The organism is Xanthomonas melonis, from assembly GCF_020783655.1.
Lineage (GTDB): Bacteria > Pseudomonadota > Gammaproteobacteria > Xanthomonadales > Xanthomonadaceae > Xanthomonas > Xanthomonas melonis.
Genome location: NZ_JAJGQH010000007.1, coordinates 176,850 through 196,662, shown reverse-complemented (window position 1 = coordinate 196,662; position 19,813 = coordinate 176,850). Strand labels below are relative to the sequence as shown.

General features: G+C 69.0%; 14 protein-coding genes and 1 pseudogene. 7 read left to right on the top strand and 8 right to left on the bottom strand.

What is annotated here, in order from left to right:
• Positions 1–72: 72 nt before the first annotated feature.
• From cobD to LL964_RS08910, 6 genes are read left to right on the top strand one after another with little or no spacing between them, the layout of a single operon-like run.
• The gene (cobD, locus tag LL964_RS08935; protein WP_104586838.1) at positions 73–1,056 is read left to right on the top strand and encodes a threonine-phosphate decarboxylase CobD; all 984 of its coding nucleotides are present in this window, start codon (positions 73–75) and stop codon (positions 1,054–1,056) included.
• The gene (locus LL964_RS08930; RefSeq protein WP_104586622.1) at positions 1,053–2,528 is read left to right on the top strand and encodes a cobyric acid synthase; all 1,476 of its coding nucleotides are present in this window, start codon (positions 1,053–1,055) and stop codon (positions 2,526–2,528) included. Before cobD ends, LL964_RS08930 begins: the two co-directional genes overlap by 4 nt.
• Positions 2,516–3,037, top strand: coding sequence for a bifunctional adenosylcobinamide kinase/adenosylcobinamide-phosphate guanylyltransferase (cobU, locus tag LL964_RS08925; RefSeq protein WP_104586621.1), 522 nt, complete (start codon positions 2,516–2,518; stop codon positions 3,035–3,037). The genes LL964_RS08930 and cobU overlap by 13 nt, the downstream gene beginning before the upstream one ends.
• On the top strand, positions 3,034–4,080 hold the full coding sequence (gene cobT / locus LL964_RS08920) for a nicotinate-nucleotide--dimethylbenzimidazole phosphoribosyltransferase (RefSeq protein ID WP_104586620.1): 1,047 nt from the start codon (positions 3,034–3,036) through the stop codon (positions 4,078–4,080). The genes cobU and cobT overlap by 4 nt, the downstream gene beginning before the upstream one ends.
• On the top strand, positions 4,077–4,691 hold the full coding sequence (locus LL964_RS08915) for a histidine phosphatase family protein (protein WP_104586619.1): 615 nt from the start codon (positions 4,077–4,079) through the stop codon (positions 4,689–4,691). Before cobT ends, LL964_RS08915 begins: the two co-directional genes overlap by 4 nt.
• Entirely contained in the window at positions 4,688–5,422 is a 735-nt protein-coding gene (locus LL964_RS08910; RefSeq protein ID WP_104586618.1) for an adenosylcobinamide-GDP ribazoletransferase, read from the top strand. The genes LL964_RS08915 and LL964_RS08910 overlap by 4 nt, the downstream gene beginning before the upstream one ends.
• A 20-nt stretch (positions 5,423–5,442) precedes the next feature.
• Here LL964_RS08910 and LL964_RS08905 read toward each other — a convergent pair whose 3' ends face one another.
• The 8 genes from LL964_RS08905 to ybaL form a co-directional block, all read right to left on the bottom strand.
• Positions 5,443–6,639, bottom strand: coding sequence for a type III PLP-dependent enzyme (locus tag LL964_RS08905; RefSeq protein WP_104586617.1), 1,197 nt, complete (start codon positions 6,637–6,639; stop codon positions 5,443–5,445).
• Positions 6,636–8,405 (bottom strand): IucA/IucC family protein, encoded by a 1,770-nt coding sequence (locus LL964_RS08900; RefSeq protein ID WP_104586616.1) that lies wholly within the window; start codon positions 8,403–8,405, stop codon positions 6,636–6,638. The genes LL964_RS08905 and LL964_RS08900 overlap by 4 nt, the downstream gene beginning before the upstream one ends.
• Positions 8,383–9,567, bottom strand: coding sequence for an MFS transporter (locus tag LL964_RS08895; RefSeq protein ID WP_104586615.1), 1,185 nt, complete (start codon positions 9,565–9,567; stop codon positions 8,383–8,385). Before LL964_RS08895 ends, LL964_RS08900 begins: the two co-directional genes overlap by 23 nt.
• Positions 9,564–11,366 carry an IucA/IucC family protein gene (locus LL964_RS08890; protein WP_104586614.1) on the bottom strand — a complete coding sequence of 601 codons (1,803 nt, stop codon included), beginning with the start codon at positions 11,364–11,366 and terminating at the stop codon, positions 9,564–9,566. Before LL964_RS08890 ends, LL964_RS08895 begins: the two co-directional genes overlap by 4 nt.
• On the bottom strand, positions 11,363–12,589 hold the full coding sequence (locus LL964_RS08885; protein WP_104586613.1) for an ATP-grasp domain-containing protein: 1,227 nt from the start codon (positions 12,587–12,589) through the stop codon (positions 11,363–11,365). The genes LL964_RS08890 and LL964_RS08885 overlap by 4 nt, the downstream gene beginning before the upstream one ends.
• 385 nt (positions 12,590–12,974) lie before the next feature.
• Entirely contained in the window at positions 12,975–15,107 is a 2,133-nt protein-coding gene (locus tag LL964_RS08880) for a TonB-dependent receptor family protein (RefSeq protein ID WP_104586612.1), read from the bottom strand.
• 22 nt (positions 15,108–15,129) lie between these two features.
• Positions 15,130–15,867 (bottom strand): HpcH/HpaI aldolase family protein, encoded by a 738-nt coding sequence (locus LL964_RS08875; RefSeq protein ID WP_104586611.1) that lies wholly within the window; start codon positions 15,865–15,867, stop codon positions 15,130–15,132.
• Between the two features lie 213 nt (positions 15,868–16,080).
• Complete coding sequence (gene ybaL, locus LL964_RS08870; protein ID WP_104586610.1) at positions 16,081–17,778, bottom strand: YbaL family putative K(+) efflux transporter; 1,698 nt, start codon at positions 17,776–17,778, stop codon at positions 16,081–16,083.
• 700 nt (positions 17,779–18,478) lie between these two features.
• Between ybaL and LL964_RS08865 the strand changes: the two are divergent.
• Positions 18,479–19,671: pseudogene (locus tag LL964_RS08865) on the top strand (cytochrome P450).
• Positions 19,672–19,813: the final 142 nt, after the last annotated feature.

The following is a 19,813-nucleotide window of genomic DNA, read 5'->3' as shown; positions in this document are numbered from 1 at the left end:
ACCGTTGCGCCGCGTGCGCGAGGCGCAGCGATGATCGAACCCAGCGCCATATCGCTCATCTCGGGGCAGCGCATGCTTGAACACGGGGGCCGGTTGCGCCGCGCCGCGCAGACCTACGCCATTCCACTGGCGCACTGGCTGGATCTGTCCACCGGCGTGAGCCCGTTCGCCTGGCCGGTGCCTGCGATTCCAGGGCAGGCGTGGCAGCGCCTGCCCGAAGACGACGATGGCCTGGCCGCCACCGCGGCGGCGTATTACGGCGCGCCGCAGGTGCTGCCGGTGGCCGGCTCGCAGGCGGCGATCCAGGCACTGCCGCTGTTGCGTCCCCGCGGCCGTGTCGGCGTTCTCGCGCCCGGCTACGCCGAGCATGCGCATGCCTGGCGGCGCGCCGGGCACACCGTGGTCCCGCTGCCGGCGGCGCCCTTGCTGCAGGCGGCGGAGGCCTTCGATGTGGTGGTGCTGATCCATCCCAATAATCCCTGTGCGGACAGCTTCGATCGTGATGTGCTGCTGCAGCTGCATGCGCGGCTGGCCGCGCGCGGCGGCTGGCTGGTGATCGACGAGGCCTTCATGGACGCGACTCCGCACCAGAGCGTGTGCGCGCAGACGCAACAGCCGGGTCTGGTGGTGCTGCGCTCGGTCGGCAAGTTCTTCGGCATGGCCGGCGCGCGGGCCGGCTTCGTGTGCGCGCATCCGTCGCTGCTGGACGCCTTGCGCGAACAGCTGGGGCCATGGACCGTGAGCGGGCCCACCCGCTGGGCCGTGCAGCAGGCCCTGGCCGATACCGGCTGGCAGGTGCAGGCACGCGCGCAACTGCACGCCGCATCGCGGCGGCTGGCGCAGGGATTGCGTCGCCACGGCCTCGTGCCGACGGCCGGCACCGCGTTCTTCCAATGGTGCCAGCGCGCCGATGCGGCTGAACTGCACGTGGCATTGGCACGGCGCGGCATCCTTACCCGCCTGTTCGAGGCACCGGCCAGCCTGCGCTTCGGCCTGCCGCCCGATGCGGCCGGGCAAGCGCGCCTGGATGCGGCGCTAGGCGAGCTGCTGGCATGAGCGCGCGCGTGCTGATGGTGCAGGGCTGCACCTCCGATGCCGGCAAGAGCACGCTGGTGGCTGCGCTGTGCCGCTGGCTGCACCGCCAGGGCGTTGCGGTGGCGCCATTCAAGCCGCAGAACATGGCGCTCAATTCGGCAGTCACCATCGATGGCGGCGAGATCGGGCGTGCGCAGGCGGTGCAGGCGCAGGCCTGCGGGCTCGCTCCGCACACCGACTTCAACCCGGTGCTGCTCAAGCCCAACAGCGACACCGGTGCGCAGGTGATCGTGCACGGGCATCCGGTCGCCACGCTGGATGCGGTGGACTATCACGCCTACAAGTCCACCGCGCTGAGCGCCGTGCTGGCCTCGCATGCACGGCTGGTCGAGCGTTTCGAGGTCGTGCTGGTGGAAGGTGCCGGCAGCCCGGCCGAAATCAACCTGCGCGCCAACGACATCGCCAACATGGGCTACGCCGAGGCGGTGGATTGCCCGGTACTGCTGATCGCCGACATCGATCGCGGTGGCGTGTTCGCGCACCTGGTCGGCACCCTGGCACTGCTGTCGGACAGCGAGCGCGCACGCGTGGCGGGGTTTGTCATCAATCGTTTTCGCGGCGATCTGGCGCTGTTGCAGCCTGGCCTGGACTGGCTGGAGCGCGAAACCGGCAAGCCGGTGCTGGGCGTGTTGCCGTATCTGCACGGCCTGCAACTGGACGCCGAGGACGCACTGCCGCGGCATGCCGTGCGCAAGCCGCAGGCGCAGTTGCGCGTGGTGGTGCCGGTGTTGCCGCGGATCAGCAATCACACCGATGTGGATGCCTTGCTGGCGCATCCGCAGGTCGAGGTGCAGCTGATCGGCCCGGGTCAGCTGCCGCCGCCCTGCGATCTGATCGTGCTGCCGGGCAGCAAGTCCACGCGCCAGGACCTGCAGTGGCTGCGCGCGCAGGGCTGGGAGGGTGCCATCGCGCGGCACCTGCGTTACGGCGGCAAGGTGCTCGGCATCTGTGGCGGGTTGCAGATGCTGGGTGAACGGATCCACGACCCCGACGGCATCGAAGGTGTGCCCGGCAGCAGCGCGGGGCTGGGCTGGCTGGCGCTGGAAACATGCCTGCATGCGCACAAGCAATTGCATCGCGTGCAGGGGCGTCTGATGCTGGGCGATGCGCCCGTTCATGGCTACGAGATCCACTGCGGCATCAGCACCGGCGCAGCGCTGGCGCGCCCGCTGCTGCGGCTGGACGATGGCCGCAGCGACGGCGCGATCTCCGACGACGGCCAGGTGCTGGGCACGTATCTGCACGGACTCTTCGACCACCCGCAGGCGTTGCATGCCTTGCTGGCCTGGGCCGGGCTGCAACAGGCGGCGCCGCTGGATCTTGCCGCGCTGCGCGAAGCCACGCTCGAGCGTCTGGCAGATGCGGTGCACACCCACCTGGATACTGCCGCCCTGACGCGGCTCACCTGCAAGGAACCGCCATGCGGCAGTTGATCCTGGGGGGCGCCCGCTCCGGCAAGAGCGCCTTCGCCGAACGCCTCGCCGTCGACGCTGCGGCCGAGGTGGCCTATGTCGCCACCGCACAGGCCCTGGATGCGGAAATGCAGCAGCGCATCGCGCATCACCGCCGCCAGCGCCCGCCGCAGTGGCAGTGCGTGGAAGAGCCCATCCACCTGGCAGCCACCCTGCAGGCAGTGGCGGCGCCGCAGTGTTGCGTGCTGGTGGATTGCCTGACCCTGTGGTTGAGCAACCTGCTGGGCCACCCGGATGCGGATGCCTTCGGGCGCGAACGCGCGGCGCTGCTGGACGTGCTGCCGCGGTTGCCGGGGCAGATCGTGCTGGTCAGCAACGAGGTGGGGCAGGGCATCGTGCCGCTGGGCGAACTGACGCGGCGTTTCGTCGACGAAGCGGGCAGGCTGCACCAGGCATTGGCGCTACAGTGCGAGCGTGTGGTGTTCGTTGTGGCGGGCTTGCCGATGGTGCTGAAGGGAGATGCGCAATGAGCAGCGACTGGATCTTTGCCGCCTGCGCGGTGCCGGATGCGCGGGTGCGCGCAGCCGCGCTGGCGCGGCAGGAACAGCTGACCAAACCGCATGGCGCGCTGGGCCGGCTCGAGCGGCTCGCGGTGCAGCTGGCGGCCTGGCAGCGCAACGAACGGCCGACGGTGCAACGGATCTGGATCGCGGTGTATGCCGCCGACCATGGCGTTGCCGCCGAGGGTGTGTCGGCATTTCCGCAGGCGGTCACCGGCGAGATGGTGCGCAACTTCGCCCGTGGCGGCGCGGCCATTTCGGTGCTGGCGCGCGAGCTGGGTGCGCGGCTGGAGGTGGTGAACCTGGGCGTGGTCAACGATCCGGGCGAACTGCCGCGCGTGCGCCGTGCCTGGCTCGCGCCCTGCAGCGCCAATATCTGCGAACAACCGGCGATGACGCCCGGCCAGCTGCGCGACGCGCTCGCCGCAGGCGCAGACAGCATCGCGCAGGCGAGGAGTTGCCAGACGCAGCTGTTCGTCGGCGGTGAGATGGGCATCGGCAACACCACCGCGGCCGCCGCGCTGGGGTGCGCGCTGTTGTCGCAGTTTCCGCAGGCCATGGCCGGCGCCGGTACCGGCCTGGATGCCGAAGGCATCGCGCACAAGGCGGTGGTGATCACCCGCGCGCTGGCACTGCATGCCGATGCCACCACGCCGCTGGAGCGTCTGCGTCGGCTCGGCGGTTTCGAGATCGCCGCCCTGGTCGGCGCCTATATCGCCGCGGCGCAGGCGGGCATTCCGGTGCTGGTGGACGGGTTCATCACCACTGCCGCGGCGCTGGTGGCCACGCATCTCAATCCCGGCGTCCGCGACTGGCTGCTGTTCGGGCACCGCTCGCAGGAGCGTGGCCATGCGGCCCTGCTGCGTGCGCTGGATGCCGAACCGCTGCTGCAACTGGACCTGCGCCTGGGCGAAGCCAGCGGAGCGGCAGTGGCGATCCCGTTGCTGCGCAGCGCCTGCGCCCTCCACAACGGCATGGCGACCTTCTCCGAAGCGGGAGTCTCCGACGCATGAGCGCGCAGATCACCTTGCTGCGCCACGGTGATACCGGCCAGCGCAGCTATCGCGGCCAGCTCGACGACCCGCTCACCGAGCTGGGCTGGCAGCAGTTGCGTGCAGCCACCGCCGATGGGGTGTGGGATGTGGTGGTGGCTTCCACCTTGCAACGCTGCGCCTTGTTCGCCAGCGAACTCGCCGCCGCGCGCGGCGTGCCGCTGCAGCTGGACCCGCGGCTGCGCGAGTATCACTTCGGTTGCTGGCAGGGCGTGCCGGTGGCCGACATCGATCGCGACGAAGGCGCGGCGCTGGGCCGGTTCTGGGCCGACCCGCTGCAGCACCCACCGCCGCAGGCCGAGCCGTTCGGCGAATTTTGCGCGCGGCTGTCGGCCGCGCTCGATGCCGTCGTCGCCCGTTACCCGGCGCAGCGCGTGCTGGTGATCACCCATGGCGGTGCCATCCGCGCGCTGCGTTGCCTGGTCGCCGGAGGCGGCTTCGGCGCGATGACCGAACTGGCGGTGCCGCACGCCTCCCTGCATCCGCTGGCCTGGCCACCGGCCGACGTCGCTGCCAGCGCGATCCCGGCGTTTCCGCCTGCCGCCTCGCCGTCGACGCCCGACGCAGCATGATCGACGGGCTGCTGGCGGCGATCGGGTTTCTGACCCGCATTCCGGTGCCCGCCAGGGTGTTCCTGCGCCCCGGCGCGCAGGCGTATTCGCTGCGCTGGTACCCGGTGGTCGGGCTGTTGCTCGGTGCGTTGCTGTGCGCGCTGGCCTGGTGCCTGCGCGATGTCGCGCCGCTGCTGGGCGCCGCGCTGGTGTTGAGCCTCTGGGTGTGGCTGACCGGCGCGCTGCATCTGGACGGGTTGGCCGACATGACCGACGCCTGGGTCGGTGGCATGGGCGAGCGGGCACGCACGCTGGCGATCATGCAGGACCCCACCAGCGGCCCCATGGCGGTCGCCGCGGTGGTCCTGGTACTCCTGCTCAAATGCGCCGCGCTGGCCAGCCTGCTGATGCAGGCGCCGACCGCGCTGTGGCTGGCGCCGCTGCTGGCGCGCACGGCCCTGGTGGCTGCCTTTCTGAGTACGCCGTATGTCCGCGCCAATGGTCTGGGCAGCGCGCTGTCACAGGCGCCGCGCGCAGGGCTGTGGCTGGCGTTGCTGGCGGGTGTCGCAGCGTGCGCCGCTGCCGGGTTGCCGCGCGCAGCGGTGTGCATCGGGATCGCCGCGTTGGTGTTCGCGCTCTGGCGGCGGGCCTGCATGCGGCGCCTGGGCGGCATGACCGGCGATACCTGCGGTGCCCTGGTGGAACTGACCGAAACTGCCGTGCTGGTGGTGTTGGCGGTGTGGCTGGGCTGAACCGCCTGCGCCGGCCGGCGTCAGCCATCGGCCGGCAGGAACACCATCTGCGGCGGCGGATGCATCAGGAACCGCTGATGCGAGATGTTCCATGCATACGCGCCCGCCAGGGCGAAGGCCAGGCAATCGCCGGGGGCCAGCGCGGCCACCGATTGCTGGCGCGCCAGTACGTCCTTGGGTGTGCATAGCTGGCCGACCAGCGTGACCGGCGTATCGGCAATCACCGGTGCGCGGGTACCGCGCAAGACGCGGAACGGATGGTCGTGCGCCTGCGCCGCCGGGGTGCGGAAGTGGTGGGTGCCCCCGCGCGCGATCGCGAACCATTCGCCGTGGCTGCGCTTGAGATCCAGCACTTCCATCAGGTACCAGCCGCAGCTGGCGCTGACATAGCGGCCTGGTTCCAGCCGCAGGCGCAGGTCGGCACCATCGGCGCGCAGCAACGCCGGCAGCCCGGCGCAGAAGCCGGCCCAGTCGAACGAGGCTTCCGGCGTCAGATAGTCCACGCCGAAGCCACCGCCTGCGTTCACCCGCAACGGCCCCAGCGCATAACTCTGCCGCCACTGCTGCACGATGCGCAGATAGGCAGCGATCAGATGCAGCTGGGCGCGGGCATCGCGCTGGTGCGACATCAGGTGGAAGTGGAAGCCCACCAGCCGCAGCGACGGGCTGACCCGCAGCAGGTGCATGGCTGCATCCAGATCCTGCGGATCCAGGCCGAACGGCGAGGGCTGCCCACCCATCATCAAGCGGGTGCTCTGCGCACCGGGCACGGCGATGTTCATCCGCAGGAACACCGGCACGCAGCGGCCGGCCTGCGCGGCGATGGCGGCCAGACGCTGCAGCTCGCCCAGGCTTTCCACGTGCACGCTGCAGTCGGGCAGGGCGGCGGCCTGGGCCAGTTCGCTGTCCAGTTTGCCCGGCCCGCCGAACAGCAGGGCCACGTGCGGCTGTTGCGCATGCAGCCAGGCCAGTTCGCCGCCGGAGGCGGCTTCGAAACCGTCCACATGCGGTGCCAGCGTGCGCAGAATCGGGGCCTCGGCATTGGCCTTGGCGGCGTAGAACAGCTCGCACTGCGCCGGCAGCTGGGCGCGCATCCAGGCCGCGTGCGCATCCAGTGCCGCCAGTTCATAGACATATGCGCACAGTGGGCCATCGCTGGCCGCGCGCAGCTGCGGCAATGCCCGGGCGAGGGCGGCCGTATCGATCCGCAGGCTCACGCCGCCACCTGGCGTGCCGCGGCGATCGGCGCGATCGGATTGGCCAACGCGGTGTAGTCGGATTGCCGATCGGCGCGCTGGTACAGGCGCGTGCCCAGATTGTTCTTGCCCGGCAACGGCGCGCCTTCGACCAGGCCCTGCAGCGCGGGCTGCGCGCCATGACGTTGCTGCCAGCGCACGGCGAGTTCGCCCACGCAGCGCCACAGCCGCGCCTCCAGCACGTCATCGCCTTCGCTCAAGTGGAAGATGGCCTCGGCCAGGTTGTTGACCAGCGCGCAGTACGCGACCCGGTTCCAGCCCTGTTCGGGCGTGTAGTACAGCGATTGCCGCGCGCGCTCGCCCACGCCATGCAGGCGTGCTTCCGGCCAATGGTGGGCGAGCAGCTTGGTGCCTTCCAGGTCGCGCACCCATACGCGCGTGGGCCAGCCGTCGGCGAAACCGATCACGGTGTTCTGCAGGTGCGGCTCCAGCGCAATGCCGTGCTGGAACAGCGCGCTCCATACGCCGTCCAGCAACACACCGGCGTAGGCGCGGAACCACAGCAGCGTGCAGCTGGGCCGATCCAGCTGTGCGCCGGCCAGCGTCTGCAGGCGAGCGGCACACACGCTGTTGCCTCGCGCATCGCAGGTGAACAGGGCGGCGGCCACCTGTGGCTGCCAGCGGGCGCGCTGCGCGGCGGGGATCGTCTTGCGGTACAGGATGCCGAAACTCTCGGCCAGCGCGCGCGCCGCCAGCGGATCGGCGTCGTGCAGGGCGCGATCGACCCGCGCCACATCCAGCGAGGTGGCGGCCGGCTCCAGCATCACGTCGAAGCCCGGCACCTGCGCCGCCAGTGCGCACCAGCTCGGCGCCAGCAGTTCGGTGAGCGCCACGGCGCTTTCCAGCTCGTACCAGGCGTTCTTGCGGACGCAGTTGGTCAGCCGCACATGCACCGAGCATTTGAGGAAGTAGTCCAGCTGCGGGTGGTACAGCGTGCGCACCGACGACGTCGGCCGCAGCGTCTCGCCGCATGCGCCCACCGGCTCGATCAAGCCGCGCGTTTGCAGGGTGCGCAGCAACGGATCGTCGAGCAGGCGTTGCGCCTCCCACGGGTGGCAGGGGTAGAGCGTGTCGCTGCCGCTGAGCTGGCGCAGGCTGGCGCGCACGTCGATGCCCTGGGTCCGCACCAGGCGCGGGTCGATGCGGAACCAGAACAGCTGGAAGGCCGTGCGCGCTTCCGGCGCGCATGCCAGCACCTGATCGAGCGCGACGCCCTCGCGGCTTTTCGGGGTGGGGTGCAGGGCATGCCCCCATAGCAGCGACTGTTCGGCATCGATCATCGCCTCGCCGGTCGGTACGCTGGCATGCGCCTGCCGCAATGCCGCGGCGGTGACCGCCACGCTGTTGGCGCTTTGCGCGAGCAGCTCTGGATTGACCGCCTGCGTGCTGCCCAGCGATTGCAGCAGCGTGCGCGCAAGCGCATGCGCATCCAGGCCATGCCAGGGCTGGCCGCCACCCTTGAGAAATGGGGTGGAGACGAAACGGCAGCGGCCCAGCCGGTCGGCATGGGCGATGCGGACGCACAGCGTGCCGGTTTCGCCCAGGTCGATGCGCAGCCAGCGCTGCGCGGCCATGCGCGAGCCAGGACGATCCAGCCCGCGATAGTCGAAGTCGGCCGCCCGCCGCGGAATGGCGAACTCGCGCAGGTAGCAATTCAGCCAGCAGGCGCAGGCCTGCGCATCGGCCATGCTGGCGTACCAGGGGTCATGCATCGTGTGCGGGGACATCTGCAGGTCTCCTCGAGGGAAAGCGCACCAGAACGGTGAGCGCAGCGATGGCCGCCGCCACTGCGGCGGCCAGGAAGGGGGCAGCAGGGCCGGTGGCTTGCGTCAGCGCACCGGCAGCGGCACCGGCAAGCACGCCGGCCCATTTGCCGCAGGCGTCGAAGCGGCCGAACAGGCGCCCGGCGCCATGGCCGTTAGCCACCAGCGCCAGGCTGCGATTGAGTCCACGCAGTCCAGCCAGCATGCCGAGGCCGAATAGCAGGCGTGCGCCGGCCAGCGCCACCGGATCGCGCAACATCGCCTGCCAGACGCAGGCCAGTGCGAACATCGCCAGGCCGGGCACCAGCCACGCGTCGCCATCGCCGCGCCGCCACCAAGGCAGCACCACCAGGTAGACCAGGTGCGGCAGGCTGTAGAGCAGCCCGGCCCAGGCGTCGTGCCCGGCGCCGCGTGCCAGCGCGTACGGGATGAAGTACGGGAAGGTCACCACCATCGCGAAGCAGAACAGGAACTGCGCCAGCAGCAGGGCCGGCCAGAGCGACGCGGCTGCCGCCGACGCGGGTGCCGGCGGTTTGCCGTTGCCCGGGCTCGGTGCCGCGACAGCCGGGCGTGCGGCCGGCCGGTCTGCCGGCAGCCGCCAGGTCAGTGCGAAGGCGATCAGCGGCAACAGCGCCAGCGCGCGGTACAGCGACTGCGCCGGCCCCAATGCCAGTGCGAGCCCGAGCAACGCGGGTGCGCTGACCATCGCCAGCCGCGCCGAGTACTGCGTCCAGTCCAGCGCACGCGCCAGCGGCCCGGCCTGCGGCTGGCTAGCCAGGTACGCATTGGCGGCCGCCAGCGAGCCGCCACAGGCGCCTTGCACGATCAGGCCGATCACCAGCCAGGTCAGGGTGGGCGCGAAGCCGGCGATCGCAAAGCCCAGCGCCAGCCCCAGTTGTGCGCGCAGCAACGAGCGCTTGCGGCCATAGCGATCGGCCAGTCGCCCCCAACTGCTGGCGGTCAGCGCCGTACACAGCGTCGGCAGCACATACAGCACGCCGCTCCAGCCCACCGCGGCGCCCGGCGCCAGTTCGGCCAGTACCTGCGGCAGGAACAGCGGCATGCCCAGGGCGGTGAAGGCCGCCAGGTAGTGCGCCGCCAGCACCGGGCCCAGGATGCGCTTCATCGCTGGGCTCCGGCCTGCCGCGGCGGTGCCGGCTGCGCCTCGGCGAACGCGCTGCCGAACGGATTGGGTGCGCTTTCGCCGTAGAACTTGTTGATGTCGGCCGCGCCGGTGAGCTGCTTGCTGAGCAGGCTGCCTGCGCTGAGCAGGTACTTCACCGGCAGGCGTGGTGCGGCCAGCAGGCGGTACGCCGGTGCAGTGTCGATGCCTTCGGCGTGCAGCTGCTCCAGTGTCTGCAGCAGTTGCCGTTGCAGCTGCGCCTGCAGGGCTGCGCGCAGGGATGGCTGCCATTCGGCCAGGCCGTCCAGTACCGCCTGCAGATCCAGCTGCAGCACGATGGTGCAGAACATCCGCGCCAATGCCTGCGTATCGTCCACCGCGATGCGTGCATCGTGCAGCGGCCCCAGCGCGGCGAGGTCGTGCAGCTGCGCGCGCAGCCACGGCATGGCGATACGCGCGGCATCGTTGTCCTTCATCAGCAGACGTACCGGTTGTCCTGCGGCATAGACCAGCACGCTGTTCTGCTGGTTGGCTTCCAGCGCAATGCCGTAACGCAGCCACAACCGCAGATGCACCGTGAGCAGCAGTTCGGTGTAGTCGCGCCACCAGGCGTGCAGGTCGCCTTGCGCGAACCGTTCGGCCAGATGGAGCGCCATCGGCCGGCCATCGGGCAGTAGCGCGCACAATGCGGCCACCGGTACCAGCGTGGTGTCCTGCAGGGGTGGATAGCGCCGCAGCAGATAGGCCAGATGCCGGGCCTGGCCGACGTGTCCGCCATGCGATTCGTCCACGAACACGCAGCGTCCGCGCAGCGCCGGATCCAGCGCATCGATACGCCGCAGCGCGCGTTCCAGCCAGTGCCCGTCGTACAGGGTCGAGGGCTTGATCAGGCGCAGATTCAACGCGCCGAGCGTGCGCATCGGGATCGGCAGCTTGAGATGCAGATGCGGGTGCTGCAGCGGCACCAGCGTGCGCACCGACAAGGTGGGGCGCACCTCCAGCCAGGGCTGCGCTGCGCGCAGGGTGCCGGAAGGCAGTTCGAAGTCCGGCTGGTCCAGCCGTTCCCACACCAGCGGATGCACCGGCCACAGCGCATGCGAGTCCGCAAGCGCTGGCGACAGTCCCACGTCGGCGAAGTCCGGCCACAGCTCGGCCGGCGCTGGGCTGGTGCAGCTGAGCAGCGCCTGCGGCACCGCCAGCCAGCGCAGCTTGAAGCTGGGCGCGAACTCCGGCGCGTAATCGCGCAGCTCGCTGGGGTCCAGCCCGGCCTTGGCGCGTGCGGTCGGGTAGAACGGGTGGTCGCGGTAGCTGGCCAGCTGATCGCAGCGATACGCGCGCTCGGCCGCATCGGCGTGCTGCAATGCATTGGCCAGCGCCGGCGCCTGCGCGGCATAGGCCTGCCGCGCCAGACCGCGGTGGGTCGCTGCGCAGTCGGCTTCGTCGGCGTAGGCGCGGTGCAGGCGCCGGGTTTCCGGATCGAGCCCGTTGCCCATGCGCTGCAGCCATGCCTGCGCGCCCTGTTCCAGCCGGGCACCGGTAGCGTCCTGCACGATCCAGCGGTCGTCGCAGGCGCTGATCGCCTGCAACAGGCCGTGGCGACGCATCGGCAGCCACAGTGTGCCGTCGGGCAGGTGCGCGATCTTCCACCAGCCATCACCGGGCACGGCGCCAGGCCACTGCGCAAGCAGGTCCGTATCCGGGTTCGCCATGCCGGCACGGCTGACGATCGCGCGCACGTCCTCGCGGAGACAGGCATCGATGATGCGAATGGCGATGTAGCGTTGGTCGTCGGCGTGGTTCATGCGCGCAGCTCCGCCTGGTCGATCCGCCACTGCAGGCCCGCTTCGGCCTGCACCACCGCCTGTTGCAGCGCCTGTGCATCGCTGGCCAGCGCGCTCAGGACGCCCAGGTAGTCCTTGTTGGAGTGGCTCAGCCGGATCTGCTCGCCGGGGGCGCGCATGCGCCGGTATTGCACGTCGCTGTGCGCGTCGTGAAGCCGACGGTCTTCGCTGGCAACCACCAGCTCGCCATCGTGCTCGGCCACGTAATAGCGCAGCAAGGCGTGCGCATGCGCGCTGCGCAGCTGCGGCAAGGGCTGGCCCAGGTGCGGCGCCAGCGCGGCGGCGAACCATTGCTGGCCGAACATCGCATCGAGCAGGAATTCGCGTCGGTCGCCGATGCTGCGGTAGTTGATCTCCACCAACACCGGGCCGTCGGCGGTGAGGATGAATTCGCTGTGGCACAGGCCGAAGTTGACCCCGAACACGCGCAGTTGCCGCAATGCCTGTGCGATCACCGGCGTGTCTACCTGGCCATCCCAGTGCGCTTCGCATTCGACGAAATGCGGCGGCGGCGACAAGCGCACCTTGAATCCGCCGATGGCCTGCAGCGTGTGTCCGTCGCCCAGCGTTTCCAGCGTGAACAGTGGCCCTTCCAACATGCCTTCCAGCAGCACCGTGCGCTGCGGGTGACGTTGCCAGAGATCGTCCAGGTAGGCCTGCAACTGTCCGATGTCGGCGCAGTGGCGAACGTCCAGGCTGGCCACGCCTTCGCGCGGCTTGGCCACCACCGGCCACGGAATCTGCGCCGGCAGTGCGGCGCCGGGCGCCAGCGTGCAGAACCACGGCGACGGCAATCCGTGCGTGCGCAGGCGCTGCCGCATGGCGGCCTTGTTCTTGGCTGCATAACACACCTGCCAGTCCTTGCCGGGCAGGCCCAGCCCGGCCGCCACCAACGCAGCGCTGGTCTGCAGATGGTCGCTATTGCTGAAGACTGCGCGCGGTGTCACACCGGCGTCGTGCAGCAGATCCAGCACGCCCAGCGGATTGAACACGTCGCACTCGATCACCCGTTGTGGTGCGAGCGAGGCGTGATCGCGGAAATAGGCGAGGTGATCGAGCAGGTGATCGGTCAGCAGCCAGACCGGGATGCCTTGCGCGTGCGCGGCAGGCACAAAGCCATCGGTGATGGCCGGGTGGCAGACATGGCTCAGGATCACCAATGGTGCGTGGGGAACAGCGTTCATGGCAGTTCTCGTTCGACAGGGACGGTGGAGTGACCGGTATTCAAACGGGCTGCCTGGCGCCGCAAGCGGCGTTGGGTGGCCTGCGATCCAACGATCGCAATGCCGCGTGCTGCGGCGCTGATGCGTGCCTCGTGCACGCCGTGTGTTCTGCGGCAATCGCGGGCGACCGCCATTGCCGTCAGGCGCGACCGAAGCCCCTGATCATCGGTCGTATATTGCTGTTGCTCTGCTGGTGCAGCGCCGGCCTTACCTCACGTGCAGTCGTGCTTCCAGTAGACATCACGCGTGTCGATCGGACCGGTGCGCAGCCGGAAGCGATCGCAGCGTCCGCGAAGCGGGCCGTGGCGCATTCCCTCGCATCGCCCTGCTGCTAGCTGTGCAGCTGCTAGAACGTGTACTCCAGGCCGGCGGTCACGGTGCGTCCGGGTGCGGCCTGGCGGCCCCATGGGCTGGTGTCCACGCCACGGAACCAGTACTGCCGGTCGAACAGGTTGTTGATCGCCAGCGATGCGCTGAATCGCTGTCCATCGCGTTCGAACAGGGTATGGCTGACCTGCGTGTTCCAGACCATGTACGCGGGCAACCGGCCGACCGACGCGATGGCGTTCTCCTGCACGGTATTGGCCGCATCGCTGAAGGCCTTGCTGAAGTAATAGCCCGACAGCGCGACAGTGGTATGACCGAGCGCGTAGTTGCCGCCCAGGGTGATCTGGTTACGCGAGGTGAAGGGCACGCGGAAGCCGCGGAACGCGCCCGATTCCTGGCTGGCATCCAGATACGCGTAGCCGGCGTTGAGGGTGAGCGCGCGCAGCTGTTCCGGGCTCCATTGCAGCTCCACCTCGCCACCCTGGTGGCGGGTCTTGCCCAGGTTGCGGAACACGCGGGTGGTGTTGTCCAGCTGGATCTGCTGATCGAAATCGATCAGGTAGGCACCGACCTGGATGCGGGTGCGGTCGTTGGGTCGGTAGCGCGTGCCGGCTTCGTAGTTCCACGCCAGCTCGGCGTCCAGATTGTTGCCGAAGATGATCTGGGTGACCTGCGGCGCACGCAGCGAGCGTTGCCCGTCGGCGTAAAAGAACCATTGCGCGTTGGCCTGGAAGCCGACGGTCAGGCCGGGCAGCACGTCGCGGGTTTGGTTGAGCGTGCGCAGGCCGTTGGCACGGTTGAAGTAGCGCGAGTCCAGGCGCTCGTAACGCAGGCCGGGGGTGATGGTCAGGCGCTCATCCGGCAGGGTGATGGCGTTGCTGACGTAGGCAGCCAGCGCGCGGTCCTCGAACTGCCAGTCGCGTACCGTGGTGAACAGCCCGTCGCGCAGCCGCAGGTTGCCCACCAGGAAATCGATGTCCTCGCGCACCGCACGCACGCCGGCGGTCCATTGCTGGCGCACGCCACCGGCCTCTCCCATGGTCCAGGTCAGGCGCGGTTCGCTGCCGACCACCCGGAAATCGCGCGGCGCGGTCTGGCGCAACTGCGGCGGCAGATCCGAACGCCAGGTCTCGGTTGCTGCCTGCCGCATGCCGACGATGAAGTTGCGGCTGCTGCGCGCGCTGAAGTTGGTCCAGGACAACCGGACATCCGTCAGCGGCCCCCAGTCGCCAAGCAGTTGCTCATAGACCAACGATGCCCTGGTCGTACGGCCATTGAAGCTGTCCAGCGGTCGCGTGGACTGGCGCGGGTCGCGCCGGTAGTCGGCCGGGCTCAGTGCCCCGGCCAGATCCATGTCCGCCAGATAGCGCTGCACGCTGGCCTTGATCAGTTTGGTGTCGTCCAGCCACCACTCCGCGCGCACGCGCAGGTTGCTGATGTCGGTATCGCTGTGCGCCCGCCAATACTCGCCCCAGCTGCGGTTGGCATCGACCTGCATGCCGAAGTTGTCGGTGAGATAGCCGCCACTGCTGAGTGTGCTGTCCTGCAGGAACTGTCCCTGGCCGCCCGCAGTGACCTTGTGTGCCAGCGTGGTGCTCCACTGGCTGGGAATGTCCTTGCTCACCAGATTGATCACCCCGCCCACATTGTTCGGCCCGTATTGCACGGCCGCGCCGCCGCGCACGATGTCGATGCGGTCGATCTGGTGCAGGCCGACCGGGAACAGCGACAGGCTGGTCTGCCCATACGGCGCCAGCGCCAGCGGAATGCCGTCTTCCAGCACCTGCACGCGGCCGCTGCGGCTTTCGTACAGGCCACGCAGCATGATCTGCGGCAATGCACCGGTGCCGGTTTCGTCGAAGATCTTGATGCCCGGCACGCGTTGCAGCGCGTCGTCCAGCGAGCGGTTGCCGCCGTTGCGCAACTGCGTGCGATCGATCACCTGCCTGCTGCCGGCATAGCGTTGCACGTCATCGGGTCTGGAACGCCCGAGCAGACTGCCCTGCACCTGGATCGCATCCAGTGCACGGATGGGCGTCTGGCCCTCGGCGGCATCGGACGCCGGCGTGTCGGCGGCCGCGGCGTGCAGCGGCAGGCTCAGACTGACCACCGCGATGGCAAGGCTGAGGGCGTGGAAACGGAACGTCGACATTGCAGCGTGCTCCTGCGGGCAGTTAGGGGGCTGGCGCGGCGAACGTGGCCAGATGGCCGCGCAGCGCGCGTTGAATCAGGGCGCGATCTTCGCCGGCCAGCAGCCAGCGCAGCTCCGGCTGCTGCAGCCAGTGTTCGCGTTGCGCGTCGGTGCGCGGATTGGGACAGAACGGCACACCGGCGGCGCGGCATTGCGCGTGCAGCTGCAACAGCAGCTCCCACACCTGCGCATGCGTGGGCTGCGGGCCCAGGCCCAGATCCAGCGCGAGATCCAGTGCGCCTTCCATCACCAGCGTCACACCCGGCACGGCCGCGATCTGCGGCAGCGCGGCGATGCCGGCTGCGCTTTCGATCATCGGTACGATGCGGATTTGTGTGTTGGCCTGTGCGATATAGGTAGGAAGATCGATGGTGCCGAAGCCGGTCACGCGGCCACCGGTGATGCCGCGCCGGCCCAGCGGCGGAAAACGCGCCGCGGCCACTGCCTGCGCCACCTGCGCGGCAGATTCGGCGCGCGGTATCACGATGCCGCGCGCGCCGGCATCGAGTACGCGACCGATCAATTTCTCGTCCACCTCCGGCACCCGCACCCAGGCCTCGCAGCCGGACAGCTCGCAGGCACGGATCGCATGTTCCAGTTCGTCGGGCGCGCGCAGCACGTGCTCCAGATCGAGCACCACGAAGCCGTAGCCGATGCGACCCAGCAGCTCGCACAGCTGCACACCAGGCAATGCATTGAGAATGCCAACCGCCAACGCCATGGAAGAGGTCGCCAGGGAAACGGGCGCTCATCCTGCTCCGGATGGGAATGATTATCAAGTGGATTTGTTGGGCAGTTTTCGGTGTCCTGGTCGCAGTTTGATCAATGAATGATGGCGAGCCGTTCCGCACTGAACCACCTGCAGGAACGAAAAACCCGCGGGCGCTGCCGGCGGGTTGCGTTTGGTCCAGCGCTGCGTCATCCCGTCTTGCGGTTACGACGCCGGCACGTTCAACGCACGGTACGGCGGGGTGGACATCACCATTTCGGCCAGCGAATACGCCAGCTCGCGCTCGGCCAGGACGGCACCGTCGGCGCCGTGTTCGAGCAGGTGCTTCACTTCCGCGTCGCTGTGCGCGCGCGCCAGCAGGGTCAGCGACGGATTGATCGCGCGTAGTTTGGCCAGCGCTTCGCCGGCTTCCAATGGTTGCGGGATGGCCAGGATCGCGATCTTGGCGTGCTCGGGGCTGGCCTCGGCCAGCACCCGGTCGGCGGCCGCGCTGCCGCGGATGCCGGGAATGCCGGCGGCGTGCGCCTTGGCGACGTGCTCGCCGTTGTCGTCGATCACCAGTACTGGCACGCCACGGCTGTGCAGCAACTGCGTCAGCGCGCTGCCGACCCGGCCATAGCCGATCACGATGGCGTGGCCGCCCGTGGGCAGCGGCGGACCGGGCGGCAGCTCCGGTTCCACAGCCGCAGGCGCGTCCTGCGCCTGCCTGGCCTGCCAGCGGTCCAGCCACGAGAACAGGAACGGATTGGCCACGATCGACAACAGCGCGCCGGCCAGGATCAGATCGCGCCCGGTCTCGGGCAGGATCGCCAACTGCACGCCCAGGCCCGCCAGGATGAAGGAGAACTCGCCGATCTGCGCCAGACTGGTGGAAATGGTCAATGCAGTGCCGGTCGGGTGCCCGAATGCCCGCACGATCACGAATGCCGCCAGCGATTTGCCGACCGTCACGGTCAGGAATGTGGCCAGGACCTGCCAGGGGTGCTCGACCAGGATCATCGGGTCGAACAACATGCCTACCGAGACGAAAAACAGCACGGCGAACGCGTCGCGCAGCGGCAGGGAATCGTTGGCCGCCTTGTGGCTCAGTTCCGACTCCTTGAGCAGCATGCCGGCGAAGAAGGCGCCGAGCGCGAACGACACGCCGAACAACGTGGCCGACAGGAAGGCCACACCCAGCGCAATGCCGAGCACTGCCAGGGTGAACAGCTCGCGCGATCCGGTGGCGGCGACCTTTTCCAGCGACCACGGAATCACCCGGCGCCCGACCACCAGCATCGCCGCAACGAAGGCCACCAGCTTCAGCACGGTCACACCCAGTGCGGCCAGCAGTGAATGGGATTCGCCGGCATGCGCAGCAGCCGGTGCGCCATTCCCCACTACCTCGGCCAGCGCCGGCAGCATCACCAGCGCGATCACCATCACTAGGTCTTCGACGATCAGCCAGCCCACCGCGATGCGGCCGCGCTGGGTGTCCAGCAGCCGGCGCTCTTCCAAGGCGCGCAGCAGGACCACGGTGCTGGCCACCGACAGCGCCAGCCCGAATACCAGGCCGTGCATCAGCGGCCAGCCCATGCTCCAGGCCAACGCCCAGCCGAGCAGGGTGGCCACCACGATCTGCGCCAGCGCACCGGGCACTGCGATCCACTTCACCTCCATCAGATCGTCGAGCGAGAAATGCAGGCCCACGCCGAACATCAGCAGCATCACGCCCAACTCGGACAGCTGGTTGGCGATGTCCTGGTTGGCGACGAAGCCGGGCGTGAACGGTCCGACACAGACGCCGGCCAGCAGATAGCCGACCAGCGGCGAGAGTTTCATCTTCTGCGCGAGCGTGCCCAGCACGAAAGCGACCGCGAGGCCGACGGCGATGATGTCGATGAGGCTGGTGTCGTGATGCATTCCAATCCGTTGTGAGGTATCCGGGACGATGGCGACGTGAGGCCTGGCAGCGACGCTGCGCCTGGCGTCGCCGGCGGGCATGACGTTGCTGATGGCGGGTGTTTCGGCGCGAAGGAGACGGGACCGCAGACGCTGGTCCGGTTGGCCGGCGCTCATAGTACACAGTGCTTGATTAACGCGATGCGACACGCAACCCATGCGCAAACGGGCGCGCGCAAGGGCGCACGCGCCGTGGCTGCGCTGCGGCGACACTTCTCTTCGGTGTTCCTCGTGACGGAGATATGGCTTGCGGTCGCGCGATCACGGCACGCCTTCGCAACGCTGCCTGGCAGTCATCGAAGCGCGGCCTGCAGGCGATGCGTTACGGCGATCTGCACCTGAGCTCGCGTGCGCGCCCGTGGTCGGCCAGTTGCAGGCGGCTGTTCGAGCGGGCGCGCACCTGCAACGCGGCGGTCGCGGTCGGTTGCGCGCATGCCACCGATCGCCCCGCATGCGCGTCGCACCCGGCGTAGTTCGCATACCAGCGCACGCAAACACTGGCTGGAATCGAGTTCCACGACAGCGCTTCGCTCCTGTGCAGGGCCTGCGCCCACCCTGCGCCGACAATCGCGGCATCGCCTCGCTGTTCGTCGCGCGTTGTCTTCCCTTCCATCCATGCGGCTGCCGGTGTTCCGGCGACGCGCTCCACCGAACCGACCCCATGCATCTGGCCGATTTCGCAACTCCATCCTTTCGACAGGATCCGTATCCGACTTACGCGCGCCTGCGCGCTGCCGGCGCGCTGGTGGAAGTGGCCGAGGGCAGATGGATGAGCGGACGCTATGCGGTGGTCGACAGCCTGCTCAGCGACCGCCGGGTCGGGCGCGACTACCTGCAAAGCATCCGCCTGCGCTACGGCGAACAGGCTCCGGAACTGCCCTTGTTTCAGGGCATGAGCCGCATGTTCCTGCTGCTCAATCCGCCGCAACATACGCGGCTGCGTGCGCTGATGAACCAGGCCTTCGGTGCGCGCGAGATGCAGGCCATGCGCCAAGTGGCCGGCGACACCGCCGCCGGGCTGATCGATGCCTTCCGTGCCAGGCGTCAATGCGATCTGTTGCAGGAGTTCGCGTTTCCGCTTCCCATCGCCATCATCTGCCGGATGCTGGATATCGATCCCGCCGACGCCAGCGTGGTGGGGCACGCCACCAGCGCGCTGGCCAATGTCTTCGATCCGATGATGACGCCCGGCGTGTTGGCGGCCACCGGTGCGGCGTACCTGCAACTGGATACGTATTTCCGCAAGGTGATCGCGCAACGCCAAGGCGGCGACGGTCAGGACCTGATCTCGCGCTTCCTTCATGCAGAAGAGGACGGTCACCGCCTGAGCGAAGACGAGATCGTGTCCAATGTGATCCTGCTGTTCTTCGCCGGCCACGAAACCACCTCCAACATGATCTGCAACGCCCTGGTCGCCCTGCATCGGCATCCGGATCAGTTGGCGCTGCTGCGCAGCCGGCCGGAGCTGTTGCCCAACGCAGTGCTCGAATGCCTGCGCTACGACAGTTCGGTGCAGATGGCCACGCGCACGGCGCTGCAGACCTTCGAACTCGATGGCGTGACGGTGCCGAAGGGGGCAATGCTGTACCTGATGCTGGGCGCGGCCAATCACGATCCTGCACGCTTCGCCGACCCGCAACTGCTGGATATCCATCGACAGCAGGGGCGTGCCTTGTCGTTCGGTGGGGGCATCCACCATTGTCTGGGCAACCGGCTCGCCCTGATCGAGATGGAAGCCGCACTCGCGGCGCTGTTCGCGCAACTGCCGGGGCTGAGGCTGGAAAGGATGGGGAACTGAGCTGGAACGACCGCGCCAACCTGCGCGGCGTGGATGCCTTGGCGGCCTCCTGGTGAGGCCTTGCGCCCGGCACCTGCGAGGCCGGCAGGCACTGCCCGACGCGATGTGTCGCGGCAGCACATGATCGCCGATGACGGCGACCGACAGGCAGCGCCGGGACGCTGCCCGGCGCTGCCCATGGCCGATCAGAAATGGCCG